This window comes from Burkholderia sp. BCC1972 (genome assembly GCF_905339605.1).
Taxonomy (GTDB): Bacteria; Pseudomonadota; Gammaproteobacteria; order Burkholderiales; family Burkholderiaceae; genus Burkholderia.
Window position 1 is genome coordinate 84,256 of record NZ_CAJPGH010000010.1, and the last position, 23,602, is coordinate 107,857.

The 23,602-nt window shown below is 66.7% G+C and carries 27 protein-coding genes; 6 read left to right on the forward strand and 21 right to left on the reverse strand.

Features of this window, described 5'->3' with window-relative positions; translation table 11 throughout:
* Positions 1–8: 8 nt before the first annotated feature.
* From U5798_RS16435 to U5798_RS16445, 3 genes are read right to left on the reverse strand one after another with little or no spacing between them, the layout of a single operon-like run.
* Positions 9–1,121 carry a COX15/CtaA family protein gene (locus U5798_RS16435; RefSeq protein WP_322082666.1) on the reverse strand — a complete coding sequence of 371 codons (1,113 nt, stop codon included), beginning with the start codon at positions 1,119–1,121 and terminating at the stop codon, positions 9–11.
* A gap of 25 nt (positions 1,122–1,146) precedes the next feature.
* A complete protein-coding gene (locus U5798_RS16440) occupies positions 1,147–1,773 on the reverse strand; it encodes an SCO family protein (protein WP_124452134.1) in 627 nt (208 codons plus the stop codon).
* A 60-nt stretch (positions 1,774–1,833) separates the two neighbouring features.
* The gene (locus U5798_RS16445; RefSeq protein WP_260434902.1) at positions 1,834–2,544 is read right to left on the reverse strand and encodes an SURF1 family protein; all 711 of its coding nucleotides are present in this window, start codon (positions 2,542–2,544) and stop codon (positions 1,834–1,836) included.
* An 84-nt stretch (positions 2,545–2,628) separates the two neighbouring features.
* Here U5798_RS16445 and U5798_RS16450 point away from each other — a divergent pair, with 84 nt between their 5' ends.
* A complete protein-coding gene (locus tag U5798_RS16450; RefSeq protein ID WP_059688661.1) occupies positions 2,629–2,838 on the forward strand; it encodes a twin transmembrane helix small protein in 210 nt (69 codons plus the stop codon).
* Between the two features lie 171 nt (positions 2,839–3,009).
* On the opposite strand, the gene U5798_RS16455 is transcribed toward U5798_RS16450, so the two are convergent.
* The 8 genes from U5798_RS16455 to U5798_RS16490 all read right to left on the reverse strand — a co-directional run bounded on the left by U5798_RS16455 (position 3,010) and on the right by U5798_RS16490 (position 10,099).
* Positions 3,010–3,867 (reverse strand): cytochrome c oxidase subunit 3, encoded by an 858-nt coding sequence (locus U5798_RS16455; RefSeq protein ID WP_124452137.1) that lies wholly within the window; start codon positions 3,865–3,867, stop codon positions 3,010–3,012.
* A gap of 160 nt (positions 3,868–4,027) precedes the next feature.
* On the reverse strand, positions 4,028–4,228 hold the full coding sequence (locus U5798_RS16460) for a DUF2970 domain-containing protein (protein WP_124452139.1): 201 nt from the start codon (positions 4,226–4,228) through the stop codon (positions 4,028–4,030).
* Between the two features lie 16 nt (positions 4,229–4,244).
* Positions 4,245–4,853, reverse strand: a complete 609-nt coding sequence (locus U5798_RS16465; RefSeq protein WP_124452141.1) for a cytochrome c oxidase assembly protein — start codon at positions 4,851–4,853, stop codon at positions 4,245–4,247.
* 35 nt (positions 4,854–4,888) lie between these two features.
* On the reverse strand, positions 4,889–5,029 hold the full coding sequence (locus tag U5798_RS16470; protein ID WP_034179107.1) for a cytochrome oxidase small assembly protein: 141 nt from the start codon (positions 5,027–5,029) through the stop codon (positions 4,889–4,891).
* Positions 5,030–5,109: 80 nt separating this feature from the next.
* The gene (ctaD, locus tag U5798_RS16475; RefSeq protein ID WP_021163746.1) at positions 5,110–6,717 is read right to left on the reverse strand and encodes a cytochrome c oxidase subunit I; all 1,608 of its coding nucleotides are present in this window, start codon (positions 6,715–6,717) and stop codon (positions 5,110–5,112) included.
* A 43-nt stretch (positions 6,718–6,760) separates the two neighbouring features.
* Positions 6,761–8,356: a cytochrome c oxidase subunit II gene (gene coxB / locus U5798_RS16480; RefSeq protein ID WP_322082667.1), complete on the reverse strand. Its 1,596-nt coding sequence runs from the start codon at positions 8,354–8,356 to the stop codon at positions 6,761–6,763.
* A gap of 57 nt (positions 8,357–8,413) precedes the next feature.
* Positions 8,414–8,938, reverse strand: a complete 525-nt coding sequence (locus U5798_RS16485) for a DUF2244 domain-containing protein (RefSeq protein ID WP_124452145.1) — start codon at positions 8,936–8,938, stop codon at positions 8,414–8,416.
* 195 nt (positions 8,939–9,133) lie between these two features.
* Positions 9,134–10,099, reverse strand: coding sequence for a methyltransferase domain-containing protein (locus U5798_RS16490; protein ID WP_124452147.1), 966 nt, complete (start codon positions 10,097–10,099; stop codon positions 9,134–9,136).
* Between the two features lie 81 nt (positions 10,100–10,180).
* Between U5798_RS16490 and U5798_RS16495 the strand changes: the two genes are divergently transcribed.
* Both U5798_RS16495 and trmL read left to right on the forward strand, forming a co-directional pair.
* The gene (locus tag U5798_RS16495; protein ID WP_322082668.1) at positions 10,181–10,978 is read left to right on the forward strand and encodes a ComF family protein; all 798 of its coding nucleotides are present in this window, start codon (positions 10,181–10,183) and stop codon (positions 10,976–10,978) included.
* Positions 10,979–11,083: 105 nt separating this feature from the next.
* Entirely contained in the window at positions 11,084–11,554 is a 471-nt protein-coding gene (trmL, locus tag U5798_RS16500) for a tRNA (uridine(34)/cytosine(34)/5-carboxymethylaminomethyluridine(34)-2'-O)-methyltransferase TrmL (protein ID WP_124452151.1), read from the forward strand.
* Positions 11,555–11,588: 34 nt separating this feature from the next.
* Here trmL and U5798_RS16505 read toward each other — a convergent pair whose 3' ends face one another.
* The 5 genes from U5798_RS16505 to U5798_RS16525 all read right to left on the reverse strand — a co-directional run bounded on the left by U5798_RS16505 (position 11,589) and on the right by U5798_RS16525 (position 14,500).
* Positions 11,589–12,113, reverse strand: a complete 525-nt coding sequence (locus tag U5798_RS16505; RefSeq protein ID WP_322082669.1) for an O-acetyl-ADP-ribose deacetylase — start codon at positions 12,111–12,113, stop codon at positions 11,589–11,591.
* A 92-nt stretch (positions 12,114–12,205) separates the two neighbouring features.
* Positions 12,206–13,204, reverse strand: coding sequence for an NAD(P)H-dependent glycerol-3-phosphate dehydrogenase (locus tag U5798_RS16510; protein WP_322082670.1), 999 nt, complete (start codon positions 13,202–13,204; stop codon positions 12,206–12,208).
* A gap of 25 nt (positions 13,205–13,229) precedes the next feature.
* On the reverse strand, positions 13,230–13,712 hold the full coding sequence (gene secB / locus U5798_RS16515; RefSeq protein ID WP_011353285.1) for a protein-export chaperone SecB: 483 nt from the start codon (positions 13,710–13,712) through the stop codon (positions 13,230–13,232).
* Positions 13,713–13,820: 108 nt separating this feature from the next.
* Positions 13,821–14,081: a glutaredoxin 3 gene (gene grxC / locus U5798_RS16520; RefSeq protein ID WP_006477722.1), complete on the reverse strand. Its 261-nt coding sequence runs from the start codon at positions 14,079–14,081 to the stop codon at positions 13,821–13,823.
* Positions 14,078–14,500 carry a rhodanese-like domain-containing protein gene (locus U5798_RS16525; RefSeq protein ID WP_124452157.1) on the reverse strand — a complete coding sequence of 141 codons (423 nt, stop codon included), beginning with the start codon at positions 14,498–14,500 and terminating at the stop codon, positions 14,078–14,080. Before U5798_RS16525 ends, grxC begins: the two co-directional genes overlap by 4 nt.
* Positions 14,501–14,635: 135 nt before the next feature.
* Here U5798_RS16525 and gpmA point away from each other — a divergent pair, with 135 nt between their 5' ends.
* From gpmA to U5798_RS16540, 3 genes are all read left to right on the forward strand, one after another.
* Positions 14,636–15,382: a 2,3-diphosphoglycerate-dependent phosphoglycerate mutase gene (gpmA, locus tag U5798_RS16530; protein ID WP_309290630.1), complete on the forward strand. Its 747-nt coding sequence runs from the start codon at positions 14,636–14,638 to the stop codon at positions 15,380–15,382.
* Positions 15,383–15,638: 256 nt separating this feature from the next.
* Positions 15,639–17,189 (forward strand): S41 family peptidase, encoded by a 1,551-nt coding sequence (locus tag U5798_RS16535; RefSeq protein ID WP_124452160.1) that lies wholly within the window; start codon positions 15,639–15,641, stop codon positions 17,187–17,189.
* A 105-nt stretch (positions 17,190–17,294) separates the two neighbouring features.
* Complete coding sequence (locus U5798_RS16540; protein ID WP_124452162.1) at positions 17,295–18,047, forward strand: HesA/MoeB/ThiF family protein; 753 nt, start codon at positions 17,295–17,297, stop codon at positions 18,045–18,047.
* A gap of 68 nt (positions 18,048–18,115) precedes the next feature.
* Here U5798_RS16540 and ptsP read toward each other — a convergent pair whose 3' ends face one another.
* From ptsP to gshA, 5 genes are all read right to left on the reverse strand, one after another.
* Positions 18,116–19,888 carry a phosphoenolpyruvate--protein phosphotransferase gene (gene ptsP / locus U5798_RS16545; RefSeq protein WP_124452164.1) on the reverse strand — a complete coding sequence of 591 codons (1,773 nt, stop codon included), beginning with the start codon at positions 19,886–19,888 and terminating at the stop codon, positions 18,116–18,118.
* A gap of 201 nt (positions 19,889–20,089) precedes the next feature.
* Positions 20,090–20,359 carry an HPr family phosphocarrier protein gene (locus tag U5798_RS16550; protein WP_124452166.1) on the reverse strand — a complete coding sequence of 90 codons (270 nt, stop codon included), beginning with the start codon at positions 20,357–20,359 and terminating at the stop codon, positions 20,090–20,092.
* 73 nt (positions 20,360–20,432) lie between these two features.
* On the reverse strand, positions 20,433–20,903 hold the full coding sequence (locus U5798_RS16555) for a PTS sugar transporter subunit IIA (protein WP_124452168.1): 471 nt from the start codon (positions 20,901–20,903) through the stop codon (positions 20,433–20,435).
* 231 nt (positions 20,904–21,134) lie between these two features.
* On the reverse strand, positions 21,135–22,091 hold the full coding sequence (gshB, locus tag U5798_RS16560) for a glutathione synthase (protein ID WP_124452170.1): 957 nt from the start codon (positions 22,089–22,091) through the stop codon (positions 21,135–21,137).
* 27 nt (positions 22,092–22,118) lie between these two features.
* On the reverse strand, positions 22,119–23,408 hold the full coding sequence (gene gshA, locus U5798_RS16565; protein ID WP_044848231.1) for a glutamate--cysteine ligase: 1,290 nt from the start codon (positions 23,406–23,408) through the stop codon (positions 22,119–22,121).
* Positions 23,409–23,602: the final 194 nt, after the last annotated feature.

Below are 23,602 nucleotides of genomic sequence, written 5' to 3' on the forward strand. Positions count from 1 at the left end.
GGGGACGGTCACGCCGGGGCGGCGTCGCGCGCAGGCTGCGCGACACGGCCGGGGCGGCTTGAAAGGATGCGAAAGTTTAACATGACGACGAGCAGCAGCAGGACCGCGGCCCCGCCGTTGTGCGCGACGGCGACCGGCAGCGGCCACTGCAGCACGATGTTGGTCAGGCCCGTCACGAACTGCAGCAGCACGACCAGCAGCACGCCGTTCGCGGGCCGCCGCAGCGATTCGAAGCGGCGCATCTTCAGCGCGAACGCGACCAGGTACGCGACCACGACGAACGCGAACGTGCGGTGCGTCCAGTGGATCGCGACCAGCGCGTCCTGCGTGATCGCGTCGCCGTCCTTCGTCATCCCGAGCGCGCGCCACAGATGGAAGCCGTGCTGGAAATCCATCGGCGGGATCCACTGGCCGTTGCAGGTCGGGAAGTCGGTACACGCGAGCACCGCGTAGTTGGTGCTCACCCAGCCGCCGAGCGCGATCTGCACGACCAGCAGCACGAGCGCCGCGAGCGCGGCCGCACGGAAGCGCCCGGCCTCCGGGTCATACGACGGCAGCGGGGTCTGCCGCGCCGCGAGCCAGCCGAGCGTGCCGAGCAGCATGAGGCCGAGCAGCAGGTGGATCGTGACGATCACCGGCTGCAGCTTCATCGTGACCGTCCACGCGCCGAACGCACCCTGCACGAGGATCAGCAGCAGCAGGCTCGTCGGCCACCACGGCGACACGTGCAGCGGGCGGCGGCGCAGGCGCGCGGCCCACGCGATCACGACCTGCGCGATGATCAGCACGCCGATCGCCATCGCGAAATAGCGGTGGATCATCTCGATCCACGCCTTCGTCATGCTGACCGGCCCCGTCGGCATCGCCTGGTGCGCGGCCGAGATCGCGGCGTGCGCGATGAACGGCGACGACGTGCCGTAGCAGCCGGGCCAGTCGGGGCAGCCGAGCCCCGAATCGGTCAGGCGCGTGAAGCCGCCGAACATCACGAGGTCGAGCGTCAGGAACGTGGTGATCCACACCAGCTTGCGAAACTTGTCGTCGTCGGCCTTCACCCACACGTACGACAGCGGCAGCAGCGCGATGCAGAAGCCGATCAGGCCGAGTTGCAGTAGATACGACATCGGAATGGTGCCTCGTTCTCTCGCCTTAACCGATGCTCGACCACTTCAGCAGCTTCGTCACGTCCGACTTGATCTTGCTGGGATTCGGGTCTTTCGGGAAACGCATCATCAGGTTGCCGTTCGGATCGACCATGTAGATGTGGTCGCTGTCCTTCGTGCCGGCGTCGGCCGGCAGCCATGCGGCCACCGCGGCCGGATCGGCGACGAGCCGGCGCGTGTCCGGATAAGCATCCAGCACCTTCTGCGGCGTCGCGCCTGCGTCGCTGCGCAGCCACACCATCGTGATCCGGTGCCGCTCGCCCGCCTGCGTGACGCGGATCTGGCGCATGAAATAGAGCTTCTGCGCGCACGCGTCGTCGCACGCGCTGCGGTCGGTCATCACGAACAGCCACACGCCGCGCAGCGACGACAGCGGCACCGTCTTGCCGGTTTCGTCGGTCACCTGCAGATCGGCCGGGATCGGGCGCTGCGGCTCGATCAGCGTGCCGTAGTTCGTCGACCCGCCCTTCGGCTTGATCACGTAATAGGTGAAGTACGACGCGATCATCGGTGCGGCGCACACGAGACCCAGCAGCACGAGCATCCAGCGGCCGCGCTTGCGGGCCGCAGGCGAGATCGGCGCAGCGGCCGGACCCTGACGGGAAGATTGCATGGACAAATCAGACCTCTCGAAACGAACCCGCGGCGCCGGCGCCGCGTCCTGGGATGGCGCTCATGCGCCGGCCGACTTCTTCGCCGCACGCCGCGCGGCGTACAGGCCGAAGCCGAGCGCGGCCGCCGCCATCGCCCACCACTGAAACATGTAACCGTAATTGCGCTCGACGCCGGTCGTCGCCGCCGGCCAGTCGCGCACGAGCTTGTCGCCGTCGTCGCTCGTCTGCTGGATCACGAACGGCTGCAGCGGCAGCCCCGTTTCCTTCGCATACGCGGCGACGTCCAGGTTCTGCCGGATCTTCTGGTGCGCGGCCGACCCGCCTTCGCCGAGCTCGAACGCACGCGATGCGTCGGCACGCGCGATGCCGACGATCTCGACGTCGCCCGCCGGCGTCGCGAACGGCTCGATCGCCGTGCGATCGGCAATATTGCGCGGCAGCCAGCCGCGGTTCACGAGCACGACGCCGCCGCCCGTGAGTTTAAACGGCATCACGACGTAAAAACCCGGCTGGTCGTTATACGGCCGATTGTCGAGGAACACCGCCTGCTCGGGCAGGAACCGGCCCCTGGCCCGCACGCGATGAAACTCGATCGACGCGAGCGGCATCGGCTGCGCGCCGACGTCGACGGGCACCGCCTGCTCGTAGCGCGCGATGCTCGCCTGCAGCGCTTCCTTCTGGTGCGCGCGGTCGCGCTGCCAGAACCCGAGCCGGATCGTGACGGCGACGACGACGAGGATCAGCAGCGCGGGCAGCCAGCGGATCTTCATCATGCGGCCCGCCCGGCACCTGCGCGAAAGCGAAGTGCGATAATTATCCTCTTCCTTTCGAATTGCCGTCGTCCGGTTCGCGTCATGCACATACTCGTTCCCATCGCCTTCGTCCTCATCATTGCCAGCATGGGCTCGGCGCTCTACTTCATGATGCACGACCGCGGCCACACGAAGCGCATGGTCTGGTCGCTCGCCACCCGCGTCGGGCTGTCGGTGTCGCTGTTCCTGCTCATCCTGGTTGCGAACTGGATGGGCTGGATCCATTCGACCGGCCTGCCGATCGGGCGTTGATGCCGTTGCCGCGGCCGCCGCTGTGACATTTCGCCGCATGGCCGCGCCACCAAGCAAAAGCGCCGCCTGACTGAGTCGCGGCGGCGCCAGGGTGGTATCGGCAGGCAGCGGCGCTGCCCGGCGACACCAATGAAAACGGCCCGCGCATTGCTGCGCGGGCCGTTGTTCCATTTACAGCCAGTAGACGACGACGTACAGGCCGAGCCAGACGACGTCGACGAAGTGCCAGTACCACGCGGCGCCTTCGAATGCGAAGTGATGATCGGGCTTGAAGTGGCCGCGGATCATCCGCACCAGCACCACCGCGAGCATCGTGCCGCCGAGGAACACGTGGAAACCGTGGAAGCCCGTGAGCAGGAAGAACGTCGAACCGTACACGCCCGAGTTCAGCGTCAGGTTCAGTTCGTTGTACGCGTGGTAGTACTCGAAGCCCTGCAGGAACAGGAAGCAGATACCGAACACGAGCGTCGCGGCCAGCCAGGCGATCGCCTTCTTGCGATGATCGTCACGCAGTGCGTGGTGCGAGATCGTCAGCGTCACGCCCGACGACAGCAGGAACGCGGTGTTCAGCGTCGGGACCGGCCACGGGCCCATCGTCTTGAAGTGACCGGCGAGCGCGGCGGGGCCTTCGTTCGGCCACACGGCGGAGAAATCCGGCCAGATCAGCTTGTAGTCGAGGCTGCCGAGCTGGTGCAGCGCGATTTCACGTGCATAGAACAGTGCGCCGAAGAACGCGCCGAAGAACATCACTTCCGAGAAGATGAACCAGCTCATGCTCCAGCGGTACGACTTGTCGACGTTCTTGCCGTAATGACCGCCTTCCGATTCGGCGATCGCGTCGCCGAACCAGTGATACAGCGTGAAGAGCAACCACAGCAGGCCGAGCAGCGCCGTAAACGGCGCCCAGTCGTGACCGTTGATCCACAGCGCCGCCGATCCGAGCATGACCAGCAGGCCGATGGCTGCACTGATCGGATGGTGCGACGGATGCGGCACGAAATAGTACGGGGTCTGGTTTTGACCGCTCATGCTTGATTCTCCACTTCTGTCCAATTTGTGTACCGGAAACCGCTCCGGCTTTATTTCTTGCGCGGCACGACTGCACCGCTCTTTCCTGCGCGCAGCACCGTGGCGCCGCGCACTGCATTCTTTCGTGGCCGCCGGCCGCTCTAGCCGCTGGCCGCGCGCCTCAACCCACGACGGCACGCACGATCAGGATCAGCACGCCGATGAACATGCCGGCCGCGAGCAACGCGACGATCAGCACGTGCAGCGGATTGAGCTGCGTCGCGTCGGCCTCCAGGTCGCGCCGCTTGCGCACCCCGAAGAACGACCAGAGCACCGCTTTCAGCGCCTGGCCGAACGTCCCGCTCCGCTTAACTTCCGTCATCGCCCCGCCTCCGTCGTCATGCGTCCGGCTTCGCCGCGCCCTGCGCCGCGGTACTCCGCTGCGCCGGCGCCGGCGTGGCCGGCGTATTCAGCTCGAAGAACGTGTACGACAGCGTGATCGTCTTCACGTCCTTCGGCAGTTTCGGATCGATCACGAACACCACCGGCATCTTGCGCGACTCGTTCGCGGCCAGCGTCTGCTGCGTGAAGCAAAAGCACTCGATCTTCTTGAAAAACTCCGTCGCCTGCTTCGGCGCGTAGCTCGGAATCGCCTGCGCCACGACCGGCCGGCCCTGCCCGTTCGTCACGTCGTACACGATCGTCGTCAGTTCGCCCGGATGCACGTCGAGGCTGTTGTGCTCCGGCTTGAAACCGAGCGGCCCGCGCGCGTTCGCATCGAACTCGACCGACACCGTACGGCTGGTGTCGACCTGCGAGTTCTTCACCTCGCGCTCGCTGACGTCGCGCTGCACCAGGTTGTTGATGCCGGTGATCTGGCAGATCGCCCGATACATCGGGATCAGCGCGAAGCCGAAACCGAACATCAGCGCGGCCACGACAAAGAGCTTCACCAGCATCGAACGATTGAACGCGCGATCGACGGCGCCCTCTTCCGGCTTCGACATACGACTACTTCCTCGCTACTGCGTCAGTTACTGCATCAGTGAGTGGACAGCCACCACTGCTTGATCACGACACCCACAAAGAAAACGGCGGCGATGACGAGCAGGATGAGGCCGAGCCGCTTGTTGCCCGCGCGAATCTGCTCGGGCGTTCGTCTTTCTTGTGGATTCCGGGTCATCTGAAACTTCGCTGAAACTTCAGTTCCGCGCCCGCCGCGCCTGCCTGCACGGCAGGCAGCGGCGGAGCGCACTGTGCAACTTACTCGACGTGCGGCGGTTGCTCGAACGTGTGGAACGGAGCCGGGCTCGGCACCGTCCACTCGAGGCCCGTCGCGCCATCCCACGGCTTGTCCGACGCCTTTTCCAGCTCGCCGCCGCCACGGTAGGCCGGCAGCGCGACTGCGAACAGGAAGTACACCTGCGCGAGGCCGAAGCCGAATGCGCCGATCGTCGCGACCTGGTTGAAGTCCGTGAACTGCGCCGGGTAGTCCGCATAGCGGCGCGGCATGCCCGCGAGACCGACGAAGTGCATCGGGAAGAACGTCAGGTTGAAGAAGATCATCGACGCCCAGAAGTGGATCTTGCCGCGCGTCTCGTTGTACATCCAGCCCGTCCACTTCGGCGCCCAGTAGTACCAGCCCGAGAACAGCGCGAACAACGAGCCGGCCACCAGCACGTAGTGGAAGTGCGCCACCACGAAGTAGGTACCGTGATACTGGATGTCGAGCGGCGCCATCGCGAGCATCAGGCCCGTCAGGCCGCCGAACGTGAACACGAACAGGAAGCCGATCGCGAACAGCATCGGGGTTTCGAACGTCATCGAGCCGCGCCACATCGTCGCGAGCCAGTTGAACACCTTCACGCCCGTCGGCACCGCGATCAGCATCGTCGCGTACATGAAGAACAGCTGGCCGGTGACCGGCATGCCCGTTGCGAACATGTGGTGCGCCCAGACCATGAACGACAGGATCGCGATCGATGCCGTCGCGTACACCATCGAGCTATAGCCGAACAGCGTCTTGCGTGCGAACGCCGGGATCACCTGCGACACGATCCCGAACGCCGGCAGAATCATGATGTACACCTCGGGGTGGCCGAAGAACCAGAAGATGTGCTGGTACATCACCGGATCGCCGCCGCCTGCCGCGTTGAAGAACGACGTGCCGAAGTGGCGGTCGAACAGCACCATCGTGATCGCGCCTGCCAGGACCGGCATCACGGCGATCAGCAGGTACGCGGTGATCAGCCACGTCCACGCGAACATCGGCATCTTCATCAGCGTCATGCCCGGTGCGCGCATGTTCAGGATCGTCACGACGATGTTGATCCCGCCCATGATCGACGACGCGCCCATGATGTGGACCGCGAAGATCGCGAAGTCCATGCCCGGGCCCATCTGCGTCGACAGCGGTGCATACAGCGTCCAGCCGGCGGCCGTCGCGCCGCCCGGCGCGAAGAACGAGCCGACCAGCAGCACGGCCGCGACCGGCAGCAGCCAGAAGCTGAAGTTGTTCATCCGCGCGAACGCCATGTCGGATGCGCCGATCTGCAGCGGAATCATCCAGTTCGCGAAGCCGACGAACGCCGGCATGATCGCGCCGAACACCATGATCAGGCCGTGCATCGTCGTGAGTTCGTTGAAGAACTCCGGACGCATGATCTGCAGGCCCGGCTCGAACAGCTCGGCACGGATGCCGAGCGCCATCACGCCGCCCGACAGGAACATGATGAACGAGAACAGCAGGTACAGCGTACCGATGTCCTTGTGGTTGGTGGCGAACAGCCAGCGACGCCAGCCGTGCGGCATTTCGTGCGCGTGGTCGTCGTGCGCGTGGTCCGCGGCTACGTCGTGCCCGATGCTAGACATGAGAATCTCCTAATGCGAATACGTCGACTAACTCAGCGACACGTCAAGCCGCCGGACCGATCTCGACACGCCGGGCTTCCTTGGCGTCAGCCCCGCCCGTGATCGTTTCCGGCTTTTTCATGATGATGTGGTCTTCCGCCACGCCTGCTGCCTTCAGCGCGTCGCGCACGGCCTGTGCACGATGCTTCGCCAGTTCGGCGTTTGCGTCGGCCGAGCCCGTCTTGTCGGTGAAGCCCGACAGCGCCAGCTTCGCGTCCGGATGTGCCTTCGCATAGTCGACTGCGGCGGCGATCGCCGCTTTCGCGTCGGCCGGCAGCACGCTCTTGCCCGTTTCGAAGTAGATCGTCGACAGCGCGGCCGATGCCGCTGCAGCCGGCTGCTCGGCGGCGCCCGACGCGGCTTGCGCCGGTGCCGAAGCCGCTTCCGCCGGAGCGGCTGCCGCGCCTGCCGTGTCTTCCGGCATCTTGCCGTTGCGCGCGTCAGCCACTTGCTTCGGCTGCAGCAGGTCGTTCTTGTGGTTGCCCCACGAGTTGCGTTCGTACGTGACGACCGAAGCGATGTCGAGGTCCGACAGTGACGCCCACGACGGCATCGCGCCCTTGCCGTGCAGCACGCGCTCGACGTGCGCGGCGATCGGGCCGTTCACGATCGGGCTGCCGTCCATGGCCGGGAACGCGCCGAGGCCCTTGCCGCTCACCTGGTGGCAGGCCGCGCAGTTCGCCTTGTAGACTTCCTCGCCGTGCGCGACGAGTTCGGCCATCGTGTAGACCTTGTTCGGGTCGACCGCCGCGCTGGCCAGCTTGGCCTTCTGCGCGGTAACCCACTTCGCGTAGTCGTCTTCCGACAGCACTTCGACCACGACCGGCATGTACGCGTGTTCCTTGCCGCACAGCTCGGTACAGAAACCGCGGAACGTACCGACCTTGTCGGCCTTGAACCACGTGTCGCGCACGAAGCCGGGGATCGCATCCTGCTTCACGCCGAACGCCGGCACGTACCACGAGTGGACGACGTCGTTCGCGGTCGTGATGATGCGGATCTTCTTGTTGACCGGCACGACGAGCGGGTTGTCGACTTCCTGCAGATAGGTGTCGGTGATCGGCTTCTTGCCCATCACTTCGTCACGCGGAGTGGTCAGCGTCGACAGGAAGCCGATGCCCTCGCCCGGGCCCTTCACGTAGTCGTAGCCCCACTTCCACTGGTAGCCGGTGACCTTGATCGTGAGATCGGCGTTCGTCGTGTCCTTCATCGCGACGACGGCCTTCGTCGCCGGCAGCGCCATCAGCACGACGATGACGAACGGCACGATCGTCCAGATGATCTCGACGGTCGTGCTTTCATGGAAATTGGCGGCCTTGTGGCCCTTGGATTTGCGGTGCGCGAAGATCGAATAGAACATCACGCCGAACACGCCGACGAAGATCACCGTACACAGGATCAGCATCATCGTGTGGAGATCGTAGAGCTCCTCGGCGATCTTCGTGACAGGCGGCTGAAAGTTGATCTCGTTGACACGGGGGCCGCCCGGGCTATCACCGACCGCCAGGGCCGCACCGGCAAAGAGCAATCCGCTGCATGCCAGCACGCCCGCGAGGGCTCGCTTGATTGTTTTCATAGCATCCTTACCCAAAATTTCCATTCAAACCCTCCCCCGTCGCAAGCCGCCGGCCTGTTCCCGGCCGGTGCCCGCGCCTCGTCAGCCGCAGCGCCTGAGCGACACGCGCAGTTCGTCGGCGAACTGCGCGCGCTTGTACTGCGCGAGATGCTGCCCGATTACGACGGTCTGCCCGCGCGATACCAGCCGAATCGGATCGCGTGGCGTCGCACCCGGCTCGACCCGCACCCAGCGCGGGTTGAATTCGATCTGCGTGAGCCGCTCCGCATCCATCCGCTCGATCACGAGCCGATGCGGATACAGCCTGATGCGCTCGTAGTCGACCGCATGGCGAGCATAGATCGCAAATGCGACACCCACTGCCAGCAACTCGACTCCGGTAAAGGGCATGACGAGCCAGGCCCCTCTCCACATCAGCAACGTCGCGATCGCCAGCGAGAAGCCCGCGAGCGACGCGTAAAACAGCACGAACTGGCGTGGCGACACCGAACAGTTGCGTTTCATCAGCCAGTCTTCGAGAACCGGCTCGCCGTTCGTCGTCTCCGCCGAAACCCTCGCTGCTTCCATCGCCGCCTCACGCGAATGGCATGCGATGCATGCCTGCATCGGACTCGTCGCCCCGTATTGCGGGGACCCCGGGACGACAAGCTGACGCATTATAGGCGGGTTCAATGGCATCCACAAGCAAGCGGCTATCGCCCGCCAAGCCAAGCGCGACAAGCTTTTCGGCCATTTTTCGCGCCATTTCGACCGCGCCTCGCGCCGCTAATTTCAGACATAACAAAACCCCTCTTTACCGCTTTACCGATTCTTCGGACGCCCCTTGCCGATATCCTCGATGCGCACGATCCCGTGCCCTTCGGCGGTCGTGCGCGGTACGGCCTTCCATGCGTGGCCGTAGATCACCTCGAAGGTCAGCGGAATCGTGCCGTCCTCGCGCCGGCGCGCCTCCAGCGCGTCGCCGAGCGCCGCGCGAAAGCGCCGCGTCGCGTGCCGCGGCGCCGTGCGCTCGAACGGATAGGCGCCCCAGCGGCGCACGTCGGCCAGCAGGGAATCGGGGGATTTGTAGGTGACGGTCAGCACTTCCTGATCCATCACGGGAATCTCGAAGCCGCTCTCGACGAGCATGTCGCCGAGGTCGTGCATGTCGACGAAATCGATCACGCGTGCGGCCGGCGGCGCCATGCCGAGCGCCGCTTCGGCATCCGCGCAGGCCGCGCGCAGCTCGCGCAGCGTGTCGGGGCCGAGCGTGCTGAACATCAGCAGGCCGTTCACGCGCAGCACGCGCTGCCATTCGGGCAGCACCGCGTCGGGACGTGAATGCCAGTGGAGCGCGAGATTCGACCAGATCAGGTCGAATGCGCCGCCCGGGAACGGCAGCGCGGCGAAATCGGCCTGCGCGACGCGCGGGCCGCGCTGGCCCAGCGCGCGGCCGAGCGACGCCGGCAGCCAGCGGCGCCAGCTGGCCTGCTCGACCTCGCGCTGACCGGCCCGCGCGAGCATCGCGCCGGACAGGTCGACGCCGAACACGGGGGCTTCCGGAAAGCGCGCACGCAGCGCCGGCAGGTCGTCGCCGGGGCCGCAGCCCGCATCGAGCACGGCCGCGGGGCTCACCTTGATGTATTCGAGACGCTCGTTCATCCGCTGCGCGATCTCGCGCGGCAGGAACGCGACCGCGTCGAAGGTGGCGGCGCGGCGGTCGAAGATCCGCCGCAGGCGCCTGGCGTCATTGGCCGGACGGCCGGTGGAAGTCGAAGCTGGGGACATGTCGGGCACACTGGCGAAGAGCCCGAAGTATACTCGCTCGCCCCGGAAGCTTCATTGAGGCGGGGTGGCAGGAGTGTTGCGATGATCCGCAGTTCCGCCGAGCGCACGATGCGCGTCGTTTTGTCGCAGGTTCGCGTGCTGGCGACGAAGGTCGCCGCCGTCGCGCTGCCGAATCGCTGCGCACTGTGCGGCAATTTGTCACATGCCGTGATATGCGATGCTTGCGACGCCGCGTACTGGAATGAAGCGCGATTGCGCTGCGACGCCTGCGCGCTGCCGCTGGGCGTCGGGCAGGCGCATGCACGCCGTGGCGCGGGAACTGCCGCCGGCCACCCGGCCGCGTATCGGTGCGATGCGTGCCGCACCGCCCCGCCGCCGTTCGATGCGACGCTCGCGCTCGCGGATTACCGCGCGCCGCTCGACGGGCTCGCGCGCGGCCTGAAGTTTCACGCGCGGCTCGCGCTCGGCGCCGAATTCGCGGCGCGGCTCGCGCGGCTGGTCGACGATACGCCGGACGCGAGCGGTTTCGACCTGGTCGCGCCGGTGCCACTGTCGCGCCGGCGGCTCGTTGCACGCGGCTACAACCAGGCGTGGGCGATTGCACGTCCGCTCGCCCACCGGCTCGGCGTCCGCGCGGACGCGGCACTGCTCGCGCGCGTCGCCCACACGGCACCGCAGTCGCGGCTCGACCGGCAGGCCCGGCGCGACAACGTGACAGCAGCGTTCGCGGTGGCAGGCGACGTCGCCGGTCGCCACGTCGCGCTCGTCGACGACGTGATGACGTCCGGCGCGACGCTCGCGGCCGCCGCGCACGTGCTGAAGGCGGCGGGCGCCGCGCGCGTGACGAATCTGGTTGCGCTGCGCACCGCCAGGGATTAATTAGATAGGGAGGCCGGCCGCGCCAACGCGGCCGCTGCCGTCACGAACCGGCCGGCCGGGAACGCGCACGTTGCGCCGCCCCGGCCGGCCCAGCCAAACCGAAATATGTTCAACGTCGTCCTCGTCGCCCCCGAAATTCCGCCCAACACCGGCAACGTGATCCGCCTGTGCGCCAATACGGGCGCGCACCTGCACCTGATCGAACCGCTCGGCTTCCCGCTCGACGACGCGCGGATGCGCCGCGCCGGCCTCGACTATCACGAGTACGCGCAGATGCGCGTGCACCGCGACTGGGACGCATTCGTCGCGTCCGAGGCACCCGATCCCGCGCGGATGTTCGCGTTCACGACACGCGGCTCGGGCCGCTTCCACGATCATGCGTTCCTGCCGGGCGACTGGTTCGTGTTCGGTTCCGAGACGCGCGGCCTGCCCGCCGAACTGCTCGAGCGCTTTCCGAACGAACAGCGCGTGCGCCTGCCGATGCGGCCGGACAACCGCAGCCTGAACCTGTCGAACACGGTCGCGGTGGTCGTATTCGAGGCGTGGCGCCAGGCCGGCTTCGAAGGCGGCGCCTGACGCTCGTCGGCCATCACCCGCCGCGCGGAAGGCATCAGGCCCGCGTGAGCCGCACGCGATACAGGTCGTAGATGTCGGGGGAAAAGCACGCGAACACCACGCGTGCGAGGCTCGGCGCCTGCGGCAGCATTTCGGCGACGGTGCCGACCGCGATGCCGACGGCCTCTTCAACGGGATAACGGTAGATTCCGCAGCTGATTGCGGGGAATGCGATCGACGTCGCCGCGACCTCCTCGGCCAGCTCGATCGCCCGCCGGTAACACGACGCGAGCAGGTCGGCCTCGCCGCGCCCGCCGCCGTACCACACGGGGCCGACCGCATGGATCACGTAACGCGCCGGCAGCCCGTGGCCGCGCGTGAGCTTCGCGTCGCCCGTGTCGCAGCCGCCGAGCGTGCGGCACTCGGCGAGCAGGCCGGGGCCGGCTGCGCGATGGATCGCGCCGTCGACGCCGCCCCCGCCGAGCAGCGAGCCGTTCGCCGCGTTGACGATCGCGTCGACCTCGAGCGCCGTGATGTCGACGACCTGCGCGTCGAGCGTGGTGGAACCGATCTGCAGCATGACACCCTCCCGAAACGCCGGAGACTGTTCAAGCGTAGTCCGCTTTGGCGCCGCGCGCCCGGTGCAACCGCACCGGGGAGCAGCGGTTCGCGCTACTCGGCGCGCGCGTCGCGCCGCAGCAGGCCGCTGACCGCGTCGCGCGGTGCGATGCCGTCGAACAGCACGCCGCACACGGCTTCGGTGATCGGCATTTCGATCGACTGCGCACGCGCGAGCGCCAGCACGGCCTGCGCGCAGCGCACGCCTTCGGCCACGTGGCCGAGCGCACCGAGGATGTCGTTCAGCGTGCGGCCGGCCGCCAGTTGCAGGCCGACCGTGCGGTTGCGCGACAGGTCGCCCGTCGCGGTGAGGATCAGGTCGCCGAGGCCCGTGAGGCCCGTGAAGGTTTCCGCGCGGCCGCCGAGCGCGACGCCGAGCCGCGACATTTCGGCGAGGCCGCGCGTGATCAGCGCGGCGCGCGCGTTCAGCCCGAGGCCGAGGCCGTCGGCAATGCCGGTCGCGATCGCCAGCACGTTCTTCACCGCGCCGCCGACCTCGACGCCGACCACGTCGTCGCCCGTATAGATCCGCATGGCGCCGTGATGGAACGCGGCGAGCGTGCGTTCGCGGCACTCGGCCGACGTGCTCGCCACCGTCAGCGCGACGGGCAGCGACTGCCCGACCTCGCGCGCGAAGCTCGGGCCCGACAGCACGCCGTTGCTCTGCTGTTCGGGCAGCTCGGCCGCGATCACCTGGTGCGGCAGCAGATGCGTGTCGGCCTCGAAGCCCTTGCAGACCCAGACGATATGCGCAGGCACGCAGCCCGCGTCGCGCATCGCGTGACACAGCGTGCGCAGCCCGGCCACCGGCGCGGCGATCACGCACAGCGCGTCGTCCGCGGCGCCATGCGCGAGCGCGGCGCCGAGATCGGCGTCGTAGCGCAACGCGTCAGGCAGCGCGATGCCGTCCAGATAGCGGGAATTTTCGTGCCGGGCCTGCAGCCCGGCGATGAGCGCGGCATCGCGCGCCCACAGAAGCGTATCGTGCCGCGCGGCCAGATGGCCCGCGAGCGCGGTGCCCCAGGCACCGGCGCCGAGAACGGCTACTTTCATACCCAGCACCGGTCCGAGTGAAACGTCAGTTCAGCGTCGTGCCGTTCGGCGCGCCTGCTGCGGCGCCGGCCTGCTGCTGAAGCTGCGCGAGACGCTGCTCGTACAGCGCCTGGAAGTTGATTTCCGCCAGGTGGATCGGCGGGAAGCCCGCGCGCGTGATCGCGTCGGCGATGTTCGAACGCAGGTACGGGAACAGGATCGTCGGGCATGCGATGCCGACGAGCGGGTCGAGCTGTTCGTCCGGAATGTTGCGGATGTCGAAAATGCCGGCCTGCTTCGCTTCGATCAGGAACGCGACCTTGTCCTTCACCTTCGCCGTGACGGTACCCGACACGACGACTTCGAACACGCTTTCCGCGAGGCGGTCGGCCTTCACGTCGACTTCGACTTCAACCGACGGCATGTCCTGCTCGAGGAAGATCGCCGGCGAATTCGGCTGCTCGAGCGACATATCCTTCAGGTAGACGCGCTGGATGTTGAAGAACGGTTGGTTTTCGACGTCGGACATGGTGTTTCCCTAAAAGTGGTGACGGAGCGGCCCGGCTTCTCGCCGGCCGCCACGGATGAATCCTGCGGCGCCCAAGCCGCGGCGCGGCCGGCGGCCATTCTGCCCTAATCAGGCCGCTTGCAGAAGCGGAACGAGGCCGCCTTCGCGGTCGAGCTTCGACAGATCGTCGTAGCCGCCGACGTGCGTGTCGCCGATATAGATCTGCGGCACCGTGCGGCGCCCCGTGCGCGTCATCATTTCCTCGCGGCGGGCCGGATCGCGATCGATCAGCACCTTTTCGATCTGCTCGACCCCGCGCAGCTTCAGCAGGCGCTCGGCCTGCATGCAATACGGACACACCTGCGTGCTGTACATCAAAACCTTGTTCACTTCGCCACTCCTTGTTTGACGACCGGCATCCCGGCCTGCTGCCAGGCGGCCACGCCGCCTTCGAGCACGTGCACTTCGGCGTAACCCGCCGCCTCGACCTCACGCGCCGCCTTCTGCGACTGCTGGCCGTTCTGGCAGACGAGCAGCACCGGCGTGCTCTTGTTCTTCGCGACCTGCGCAATTTTCGCGCCGATCTCGCCCGCGGCGACCTGGCGCGCCGACGGCAGGTGGCCGGCGGCGAAATCGGCCGCGGCACGCACGTCGATCACGATCGCGTTGCGGCGGTTGATGAGTTGCGTCGCCTCTGCGGCCGACAGGCCGCCACGGCCGCGGCGCAGTGCGGGCCAGGCCAGCAGGCCGCCGGAGACCACCAGGATCGCGATGAGGGCCAGGTTCGTGTAATCGGTAAAGAACGTCACGGAATTCCGCCGGAAAAAGAGAAATCGGATGAGGACAATCCCGCCATTATAAAATAACCGTCTTGCGCGATGGCGGGCCCGGGTCGGGTCCTGCACGACGCGCCACAGCTTCCTTCACTACCGACCGCAAGATCCATGTACAAACTCGTTCTCATCCGCCACGGCGAATCGACGTGGAACAAGGAAAACCGCTTCACCGGCTGGGTCGACGTCGACCTGACCGAACAGGGTCGCAACGAGGCCTACCAGGCCGGCGAATTGCTCAAGGAGGCCGGCTACACGTTCGACATCGCGTACACGTCGGTGCTCAAGCGCGCGATCCGCACGCTGTGGCACGTGCAGGACAGGATGGACCTGATGTACCTGCCGGTCGTCCACTCGTGGCGCCTCAACGAGCGCCACTACGGCGCGCTGTCGGGCCTGAACAAGGCGGAGACGGCCGCGAAGTTCGGCGACGAGCAGGTGCTCGTGTGGCGCCGCAGCTACGACACGCCGCCGCCCGCGCTGGAGCCGACCGACGAGCGCGCGCCGTTCAACGACCCGCGCTATGCGAAGGTGCCGCGCGAGCAGCTGCCGCTCACCGAGTGCCTGAAGGACACGGTCGCGCGCGTGCTGCCGCTGTGGAACGAGTCGATCGCGCCGGCCGTGCGCGCCGGCAAGCAGGTGCTGATCGCCGCGCACGGCAACTCGCTGCGCGCGCTGATCAAGTACCTCGACGGCATCTCGGACAGCGACATCGTCGGCCTGAACATCCCGAACGGCGTGCCGCTCGTCTATGAACTCGACGAGAACCTGAAGCCGATCAAGCACTATTACCTCGGCGACCAGGACGCCATCGCGCAGGCGCAGGCCGCCGTCGCGAAGCAGGGCAAGGCAGGCTGACGCCCGTCGCGCCGGGCAGGCCGCGTCCGGCGCGGCGTGCCCGGCCGCCGTCAGGCACGCCGCGCGAACCTTCGCGCCCCCGGCGCGGTCGAATCCGCTTTCGAACCCGCAGCGCGTCCGGCGGTGCCGTGCCGGGCCGGCTCCAGGCCCTTTTCGACGCATTTCGCGCCGTTCCACTGAGTTATCGGACGAACAGTTATACTTGTCCGCTACATCCCCGCTACCGCCACGCGCTTCCCGACCGCACCAGATCTCTATGCGAATGAAATTGAAGAACATCGGCCTGATTGCCGCGGGCCTCGCCACGGGCGTGTTCGCCACGCTGCAGGTTTCCGCATCGGCCGAGCAGACCGCCACGGCGCCGCTTCCTCTCGACCAGCTCCGCCTGTTCGCGGAAGTCTTCGGCCAGATCAAGCGCGAGTACGTCGAACCGGTCGACGACAAGAAACTGCTGACGGCGGCGATCAAGGGCATGGTGTCGAGCCTCGACCCGCACTCGTCGTTCCTCGACAAGACCGACTACGACGAGCTGCAGGAGCAGACGAAGGGCCGCTTCGCGGGTCTCGGCATCGAGATCTCGCAGGAAGACGGCCTCGTCAAGGTGATCTCGCCGATCGAGGATACCCCCGCGTTCCGCGCCGGCCTCCGTCCGGGCGACCTGATCACGCGCATCAACGACAAGCCGGTGCGCGGCATGACGCTCGACAAGGCCGTGAAGCAGATGCGCGGCGAGCCGGGCACCAAGGTCACGCTGACGATCTTCCGCAAGAGCGACGACCGCACGTTCCCGGTCACGGTCACGCGCGCGATCATCAAGGTCCAGAGCGTGAAGATGAAGATCCTCGATCCGGGCTACGCGTATATCCGGATCACGAGCTTCCAGGAACGCACGACGCCTGACCTCGCGGCGAAGCTGCAGGACATCGCACGCCAGCAGCCGAACCTGAAGGGCCTCGTCCTCGACCTGCGCAACAACGGCGGCGGCCTGCTGCAGAGCGCGGTCGGCGTGGCCGGCGCGTTCCTGCCGCCCGACTCGGTCGTCGTGTCGACCAACGGCCAGATCCCCGATTCGAAGCAGGTCTACCGCGATACGTACGACAACTATCGCCTGCCGTCTTTCGACGGCGATCCGCTGAAGAGCCTGCCGCCAGTCTTCAAGACCGTGCCGATGATCGTGCTGACGAATGCATATTCGGCGTCCGCATCGGAAATCGTCGCCGGTGCGCTGCAGGATTCGAAGCGTGCGCAGATCATGGGCAAGACGACGTTCGGCAAGGGTTCGGTGCAGACGGTTCGCCCGATGACGGCCGACACCGCGCTGCGCCTGACCACCGCGTACTACTACACGCCGAGCGGCCGTTCGATCCAGAACAAGGGCATCACGCCGGACGTGCCGGTCGATCAGTACGCCGACGGCGATCCGGACGACGTGCTCGTGACGCGCGAGGTCGACTACACGAACCACCTCGCGAACACGCAGGACCCGAACGAGAAAAAGGAACAGGAAGAGCGCGAGCAGCGCCGGATGGATCAGCTGCGCGTCCTCGAGGAGCAGAACGACAAGAAGACGCCGGAGCAGCGCCAGAAGGATCGCGATCGCAAGCCGATCGAGTTCGGCAGCACCGACGACTTCATGATGCAGCAGGCGCTCAACAAGCTCGAAGGCAAACCGGTCCAGGAATCGAAGTCGCTGCTCGCCGAGAGCACGACGAAGAGCCCGGCCACCAAGGCCGCCACGGGCGCGAAGGCATCGGGCGCCAGCGCGAAGCCGGCTTCCGCACCGAAGCCCGCGTCCGCGCCGAAGTAAGCACCGGCCGGCATCCGACGGGCCATCGCGGGAAGACCGCGATGGCCCGTTTTTCATGCGCGCCTAAAATAACGAAACGTCCGCCCGCCTCGCCCCCGACTCCCCATGAACGACGATCAACTCCTGCGCTACTCCCGACACATCCTCGTCGACGAAATCGGCATCGAGGCGCAGCAGCGCTTTCTCGATGCGCATGCGATCGTCGTCGGCGCGGGCGGCCTCGGCTCGCCCGCCGCGATGTACCTCGCGGCATCGGGCGTCGGCACGATCACGCTCGTCGACGCCGATACGGTCGACCTCACGAACCTGCAGCGACAGATCCTGCACGTGACGGCATCGGTCGGCCGCAGCAAGGTCGAATCGGGGCGCGACACGCTCGCGCAACTGAATCCCGAGGTGAAGGTGAACGCGGTCGCGGCGCGCGTCGACGATACGTGGCTCGATGCGCACGTCCCGCACGCGAGCGTCGTGCTCGACTGCACCGACAACTTCGCGACGCGCCACGCGATCAACCGCGCGTGCGTCGCGCACGGCGTGCCGCTCGTGTCGGGCGCCGCGCTGCGTTTCGACGGCCAGATCAGCACGTTCGACTTCCGCGACCCGGCCGCGCCCTGCTATGCGTGCGTGTTCCCGGAAGACCAGCCGTTCGAGGAGGTCGCGTGCGCGACGATGGGCGTGTTCGCGCCGACGGTCGGCATCATCGGCGCGATGCAGGCCGCCGAAGCGCTGCGCGTGATCGGCGACATCGGCAAGACGCTCAACGGGCGGCTGATGATGCTCGATTCGCTGCGGATGGAATGGACGACGATGAAAATCACGCGCCAGGCCGACTGCCCCGTGTGCGGGGGCCGGCACTGACGCGCGACGGGCATGCGCCGGACAGCGCATGCGTGACACTTCACTACAGTTAACGGCGGCCTGAACGCCTATGCGGCTGCATCCGCGCGCGGCTCGGCGACCGACAGGCGCTGCAGTGCCGCCTGCACTTCTTCCGGCTCGAACGCGGCCAGCACATCGGCCGTCGGCTTCTCGAGCGCCTTCAGATGCGCACGCAGGATCTCCTGCTTCACGACGAGCAGTTGGCTCGGGTGCATCGAGAACTCGGTGAGCCCCATCCCGAGCAACAGGCGCGTGAGCGCCGGATCGCCGGCCATCTCCCCGCACACCGATACCGACACGCCCGCGCGCTTCGCTTCGCGCAGCGTATAGGCAATCAGGTGCAGCACCGCTGGATGCAGCGGGTCGTACAGGTGCGCGACCGCGTTGTCCGCCCGGTCGATCGCGAGCGTGTACTGGATCAGGTCGTTCGTGCCGATCGACAGGAAATCGAACCGCTTCAGGAACAGCGGCAGCGCGATCGCCGCGGCCGGAATCTCGATCATCGCGCCGATGCGCACGTTCGGATCGTACGCGAGCCCCGCATCGTCGAGCTGGTGCTTCGCCTCGCGGATCAGATCGAGCGTCTGGTCGATTTCCTGCGCGTGCGCGAGCATCGGGATCAGGATCTTCACCTGGCCGAACGCGGACGCGCGCAGGATCGCGCGCAGCTGCGTGAGGAACATCTGCGGCTCGGACAGGCTCCAGCGGATCGCGCGCAGGCCGAGCGCCGGGTTCGGCGCCGTCTCGTAGCCTTCGTCGAGCGCCTCGAGCGGCTTGTCCGCGCCGACGTCGATCGTGCGGATCGTCACCGGCATGCCCTTCATCCACTCGACGGCGCGCTTGTACGCGGCGAACTGCTCCTCCTCTTCCGGCATCTCCTTCTGGTGCATGAACAGGAACTCGGAGCGGAACAGCCCGACGCCGACCGCGCCGGCCTCGACGGCCGCCTTCGCGTCGTCGGGCAGCTCGATGTTCGCGTACAGGTCGATCTTGGTGCCGCACAACGTTTGCGTCGGCGAGAACTTCAGGCGCTGCAGCTTGCGCTGCTCCAGCAGCTTCTCGGACTGGCGGTACGAATATTCCTCGAGGACGATCGGCGCCGGATCGACGATCACGATGCCCTGGTCGCCGTCGACGATGATCAGGTCGTCCTGGCGGATCAGCGCGCTCGCGTGCTGCACGCCGACCGCGGCCGGGATGCCGAGGCTGCGCGCGACGATCGCCGTGTGCGACGTGCGCCCGCCGAGGTCGGTGACGAACGCCTGGAACGACTGCGTCTTGAACTGCATCATGTCGGCCGGCGCGATGTCGTGCGCGACGACGATCATCTCGTTCGTGCCGTTCTTGGCCGCGCGGTCGAGTGCCTGTGACGCGGACGGCGCGCCGGCGAGCGCCTTCAGCACACGCTCGACCACCTGCTCGATGTCGGCCTTGCGCTCGCGCAGGTATTCGTCCTCGATGTCGTCGAAATGGCGCGTGAGCAGCTCCAGCTGCTCGGTCAGCGCCCATTCGACGTTGTAGCGGCGCGTGCGGATCAGGTCGATGGTTTCCTGGACGAGCATCTCGTCGCCCAGGATCATCGCGTGGACGTCGATGAATGCGCCGACTTCGCTCGGGGTGTCGTCGGTCAGGTCGGCGCGCAGCGCTTCGAGTTCGTGATGCACGACGTCGAGCGCCGTGCGGAAGCGCTCGACCTCGGCGTCGATCTGGTTGGCCTCGACCAGGTAATGGGCGACGTCGAGCGCCGCCGGCGCGATCAGATACGCTCGCCCGATCGCGATACCACGTGAGACGGGAATGCCATGCAGCGTGAAGGACACGCGCACCTCCTCTGTACAAGTAAAGCCGCGGCACACTGCTGCGATGCGCTTATGACCCCGGTTAGCGATTATAAATTCCGCGACTCACTGCTGACTGCATGCACCGCAGCATTGCGTATTTCGCATCAATGCTTCCGACGAAAAAAATGCCGCGAAATCCGCGGCATTCTGGCTGGAAACGGCAACGATCGCGCGTGGTGATCACTGGCCTTCGCCGAACTTGTCGGCGATCAGCTTCAGCAGCGCGTCCATCGCTTCCCGCTCGTCGGCTCCGTCGGTCTCGATCGTCACGGTGCTGCCGATGCCGGCCGCCAGCATCATCACGCCCATGATGCTCTTCGCATTGATCTTGCGCCCGTTGCGCGTCATCCAGACTTCCGACTGGAAGTTGCCGGCCAGTTGCGTAAGCTTGGCCGATGCGCGCGCATGGAGCCCCAATTTATTGACGATGGTGGTTTCTTGTTGAAGCATGATTCTCGGTCGGGTCGGTCGGGGCCGCCGGCGACGCGCGTCGGCGGTGCGGTCTAAAACGGAAAACGGGCAATCAGTGCGATTCGGTGCGCGGCTGCGGTTCGGGCGGAATCGGCGCGCACTGGCCGCAGCCGGTTTCCGTCGGCGGCGGCGGCGTACCGGCCGACACCTCGTGGACGCCCTTCGCGCCGCCGGACAGTGCCTTGTCGACCAGCTTGTCGAGCGGCACGGTGCGGTAGCAGACGGCGCGCACGAGCATCGGCAGGTTCACGCCCGCCAGCACGCGCACGTTGTCGAGCTTGGCGAGCTGGCCGGCGATGTTCGCGGGCGTCGCGCCGTACATGTCGGTCAGCACGACCACGCCGTTGTCTTCCCTGAGCCGCGCGAGTTCCGCGTGGGCGAACGCCATCACCTGGGTCGGATCGCTGTCCGCCGTCACGTCGATACAGCCGATGCGCGCGGGCACGCCGCCGTAGATGTGCGCGATGCAGTCCCGCAGCGCGGTGGCGAGCGGGGCATGCGCGATGATCAGAATCCCGGCCATGTCAGATCGCTCCCGGCCGCCCTTGGCGGACCGACACCCCGCGGCGGGGCAATGAGCGTAGCGAGTATGGGAAACGTTTCATGTTCAGCCTTGCAACAGTATCGGCCCGACCGCCGGGCCTTCGGTGCGCCGATCACGGCACCTGGCAAGCGGGCATTGTAGCAGGCCGGTCAAGCTGCTCCGGCGACGGGGGACCTGCGCGGCCGCCGCCGGAGTTGCGCGGGAAGCGGCCTACGCGGCCGCCCGCTCCAGCGCGTCGATGAACATCGCGGCGACGTCGAAGCCCGTCTGCTCCATGATCTCGCGGAAGCACGTCGGGCTCGTGACGTTCACCTCGGTCAGCCAGTCGCCGATCGCATCGAGGCCGACCAGCAGCAGCCCGCGCGACGCGAGCACCGGGCCGAGCGTCTCGGCGATCTCGCGATCGCGGGCCGTCAGCGGCTGCGCGACACCCAGCCCGCCGGCGGCCAGGTTGCCGCGCACCTCGCTGCCCTGCGGAATCCGCGCGAGCGAATACGGCACGGGCTCGCCGCCGATCAGCAGGATGCGCTTGTCGCCGGCCTTGATCTCGGGAATGAATTTCTGCGCCATCACCGAGCGCGTGCCGTCGTGGCTCAGCATCTCGATGATCGAACCGAGGTTCATGCCGTCCGGCTTCACGCGGAACACGCCCATCCCGCCCATGCCGTCGAGCGGCTTCAGGATCACGTCGCCGTGCTCGGCGTGGAACGCGCGCAGCCGTTTCGCGTCGCGCGTGACGAGGGTCGGTGCGACGAACTGCGGAAACTCGCCGATCGCGAGCTTCTCCGAATGGTCGCGGATCGACTGCGCGTTGTTGAACACGCGGGCACCCGCGCGCTCGGCCAGCTCGAGCAGCCAGGTCGACGTCACGTACTCCATGTCGAACGGCGGATCCTTGCGCATCAGTACCGCGCCGAACGATTCGAGACGGCGCGCATCGACCGTGCCTGCGTCGAACCAGGTCTCGCGATGCAGGTCGTCCAGTTCGCCGACGAACGTGATGCGCCGCACGTCGGCCTCGACCGACGCGCCCGTCCACGCGAGGTGGTTCGGCTCGCATGCGTACACCGCATGCCCGCGACGCGCGGCCTCGGCCATCATGGCGTAGGTCGAATCCTTGTAGATCTTGAAGCGCTCGAGCGGGTCGGCGATAAAGAGAATGTCCATGCGGGTCCTGTACGTAGCGAAGGTCCGTTATACCTGGATGGCTTCGGGATCGGTCTTTTCCAGTTCGATCGACGACGCGATCAGCGACAGCCGCGCGACGACGCCGTACATGTAGAACCGGTTCGGCGGCGCGGCACCGGGCTTAGCGCCGGCATCCGGCAGCGCGGTGTGCTCGAAGCCGAGCGGCACGTAGTGCATGCCGGGCGCGTTCAGGTTCTGGTCGCGCTCGCGGCCGCCGTGCGTGCGGTAGAAGCCGCCGACCACGTAGCGGTCGATCATGTACACGACGGGCTCGGCCACTTCGTCGCCGACGCGCTCGAACGTATAGACGCCTTCCTGCACGATCACGTCGCGCACCGCGAGGCCGGCCTTCGACTCGGCCATCTGCGCGCGCTCGGCCTTCGACATCCGGCCGATCTCGGCCGCGTCGTGCACGGTCATCACACCGCGCCCCGCCGTGCCCGCGTCGGCCTTCACGACGACGTACGGCTTCTCGCTGATCCCGTATTCGCGGTACTTGCGCGCGATCTTCTTCAGCACGCCGTCGATCGCGTCGGCGAGCGCCTGCTCGCCCTCATGCGCCTGCCAGTCGACGCCTTCGACGTGCGCGAAATACGGATTCACCATCCACGGATCGACGCCGACCATCTTCGCGAACTTCTTCGCGACGTCGTCGTAGCACGAGAAGTGCGTCGACTTGCGGCGCACGGCCCAGCCCGCATGCAGCGGCGGCAGCAGGTACTGCTCGTGCAGGTTCTCCAGCACGGCCGGGATGCCGGCCGACAGGTCGTTGTTCAGCAGGATCGAGCACGGGTCGAAATTCTTCAGGCCGAGGCGGCGCTGCGAACGCTCGAGCGGTTCGAGCACGATCTTCTGGCCGTCAGCCAGCGTGATCGGCGTCATGTCGGTGATGCTCGGGTCGAGCGAGCCGAAGCGCACGTTCAGGCCGGCCTGGCGCATGATCGTCGCGAGGCGCGCGACGTTTTCGAGGTAGAACGCGTTGCGGGTCGGCAGCTCGGGAATCACGAGCAGGTTCTTCGCGTCCGGGCAGATCTTCTCGATCGCGGCCATCGCCGCCTGCACGGCGAGCGGCAGCACTTCGGACGGCAGGTTGTTGAACGCGCCGGGAAACAGGTTCGCGTCGACGGGGGCCAGCTTGAAGCCGGCATTGCGCAGGTCCACCGAACAATAGAACGGCGGGGTATGTTCCTGCCATTCGAGCCTGAACCAGCGTTCGATCGCAGGCGTCGCGTCGAGGATCTTCTGCTCGAGTTCGAGCAGCGGACCGTTCAACGCGGTAACGAGGTGGGGAACCATGAATCACTCGCGAGCGGGAGAATGAAGATTGTAGAGCAATTGCCCTGCCCATTTGGGGATTGTTCCCGGCTTCACAAGGATATGGAGGAAGTTTTCGGCTATTGACCCGATAGAGTGAAGGGTTATCCGCTACGGCAGTGGATGACAGGAGAAAAAAAGCCCGCCGGGTGGGCGGGCCGAAGTCGCTGCGCTCA

What these genes read in the sequence shown, in the direction of transcription:
- U5798_RS16435 (WP_322082666.1), bottom strand. Translation starts at nt 1,121, where the DNA reads ATGTCGTATCTACTGCAACTCGGCCTGATCGGCTTCTGCATCGCGCTG.
- U5798_RS16440 (WP_124452134.1), bottom strand. Translation starts at nt 1,773, where the DNA reads ATGCAATCTTCCCGTCAGGGTCCGGCCGCTGCGCCGATCTCGCCTGCG.
- U5798_RS16445 (WP_260434902.1), bottom strand. Translation starts at nt 2,544, where the DNA reads ATGAAGATCCGCTGGCTGCCCGCGCTGCTGATCCTCGTCGTCGTCGCC.
- U5798_RS16450 (WP_059688661.1), top strand. Translation starts at nt 2,629, where the DNA reads ATGCACATACTCGTTCCCATCGCCTTCGTCCTCATCATTGCCAGCATG.
- U5798_RS16455 (WP_124452137.1), bottom strand. Translation starts at nt 3,867, where the DNA reads ATGAGCGGTCAAAACCAGACCCCGTACTATTTCGTGCCGCATCCGTCG.
- U5798_RS16460 (WP_124452139.1), bottom strand. Translation starts at nt 4,228, where the DNA reads ATGACGGAAGTTAAGCGGAGCGGGACGTTCGGCCAGGCGCTGAAAGCG.
- U5798_RS16465 (WP_124452141.1), bottom strand. Translation starts at nt 4,853, where the DNA reads ATGTCGAAGCCGGAAGAGGGCGCCGTCGATCGCGCGTTCAATCGTTCG.
- U5798_RS16470 (WP_034179107.1), bottom strand. Translation starts at nt 5,029, where the DNA reads ATGACCCGGAATCCACAAGAAAGACGAACGCCCGAGCAGATTCGCGCG.
- ctaD (WP_021163746.1), bottom strand. Translation starts at nt 6,717, where the DNA reads ATGTCTAGCATCGGGCACGACGTAGCCGCGGACCACGCGCACGACGAC.
- coxB (WP_322082667.1), bottom strand. Translation starts at nt 8,356, where the DNA reads ATGGAAATTTTGGGTAAGGATGCTATGAAAACAATCAAGCGAGCCCTC.
- U5798_RS16485 (WP_124452145.1), bottom strand. Translation starts at nt 8,938, where the DNA reads ATGCAGGCATGCATCGCATGCCATTCGCGTGAGGCGGCGATGGAAGCA.
- U5798_RS16490 (WP_124452147.1), bottom strand. Translation starts at nt 10,099, where the DNA reads ATGTCCCCAGCTTCGACTTCCACCGGCCGTCCGGCCAATGACGCCAGG.
- U5798_RS16495 (WP_322082668.1), top strand. Translation starts at nt 10,181, where the DNA reads ATGATCCGCAGTTCCGCCGAGCGCACGATGCGCGTCGTTTTGTCGCAG.
- trmL (WP_124452151.1), top strand. Translation starts at nt 11,084, where the DNA reads ATGTTCAACGTCGTCCTCGTCGCCCCCGAAATTCCGCCCAACACCGGC.
- U5798_RS16505 (WP_322082669.1), bottom strand. Translation starts at nt 12,113, where the DNA reads ATGCTGCAGATCGGTTCCACCACGCTCGACGCGCAGGTCGTCGACATC.
- U5798_RS16510 (WP_322082670.1), bottom strand. Translation starts at nt 13,204, where the DNA reads ATGAAAGTAGCCGTTCTCGGCGCCGGTGCCTGGGGCACCGCGCTCGCG.
- secB (WP_011353285.1), bottom strand. Translation starts at nt 13,712, where the DNA reads ATGTCCGACGTCGAAAACCAACCGTTCTTCAACATCCAGCGCGTCTAC.
- gpmA (WP_309290630.1), top strand. Translation starts at nt 14,636, where the DNA reads ATGTACAAACTCGTTCTCATCCGCCACGGCGAATCGACGTGGAACAAG.
- U5798_RS16535 (WP_124452160.1), top strand. Translation starts at nt 15,639, where the DNA reads ATGCGAATGAAATTGAAGAACATCGGCCTGATTGCCGCGGGCCTCGCC.
- U5798_RS16540 (WP_124452162.1), top strand. Translation starts at nt 17,295, where the DNA reads ATGAACGACGATCAACTCCTGCGCTACTCCCGACACATCCTCGTCGAC.
- U5798_RS16550 (WP_124452166.1), bottom strand. Translation starts at nt 20,359, where the DNA reads ATGCTTCAACAAGAAACCACCATCGTCAATAAATTGGGGCTCCATGCG.
- U5798_RS16555 (WP_124452168.1), bottom strand. Translation starts at nt 20,903, where the DNA reads ATGGCCGGGATTCTGATCATCGCGCATGCCCCGCTCGCCACCGCGCTG.
- gshB (WP_124452170.1), bottom strand. Translation starts at nt 22,091, where the DNA reads ATGGACATTCTCTTTATCGCCGACCCGCTCGAGCGCTTCAAGATCTAC.
- gshA (WP_044848231.1), bottom strand. Translation starts at nt 23,408, where the DNA reads ATGGTTCCCCACCTCGTTACCGCGTTGAACGGTCCGCTGCTCGAACTC.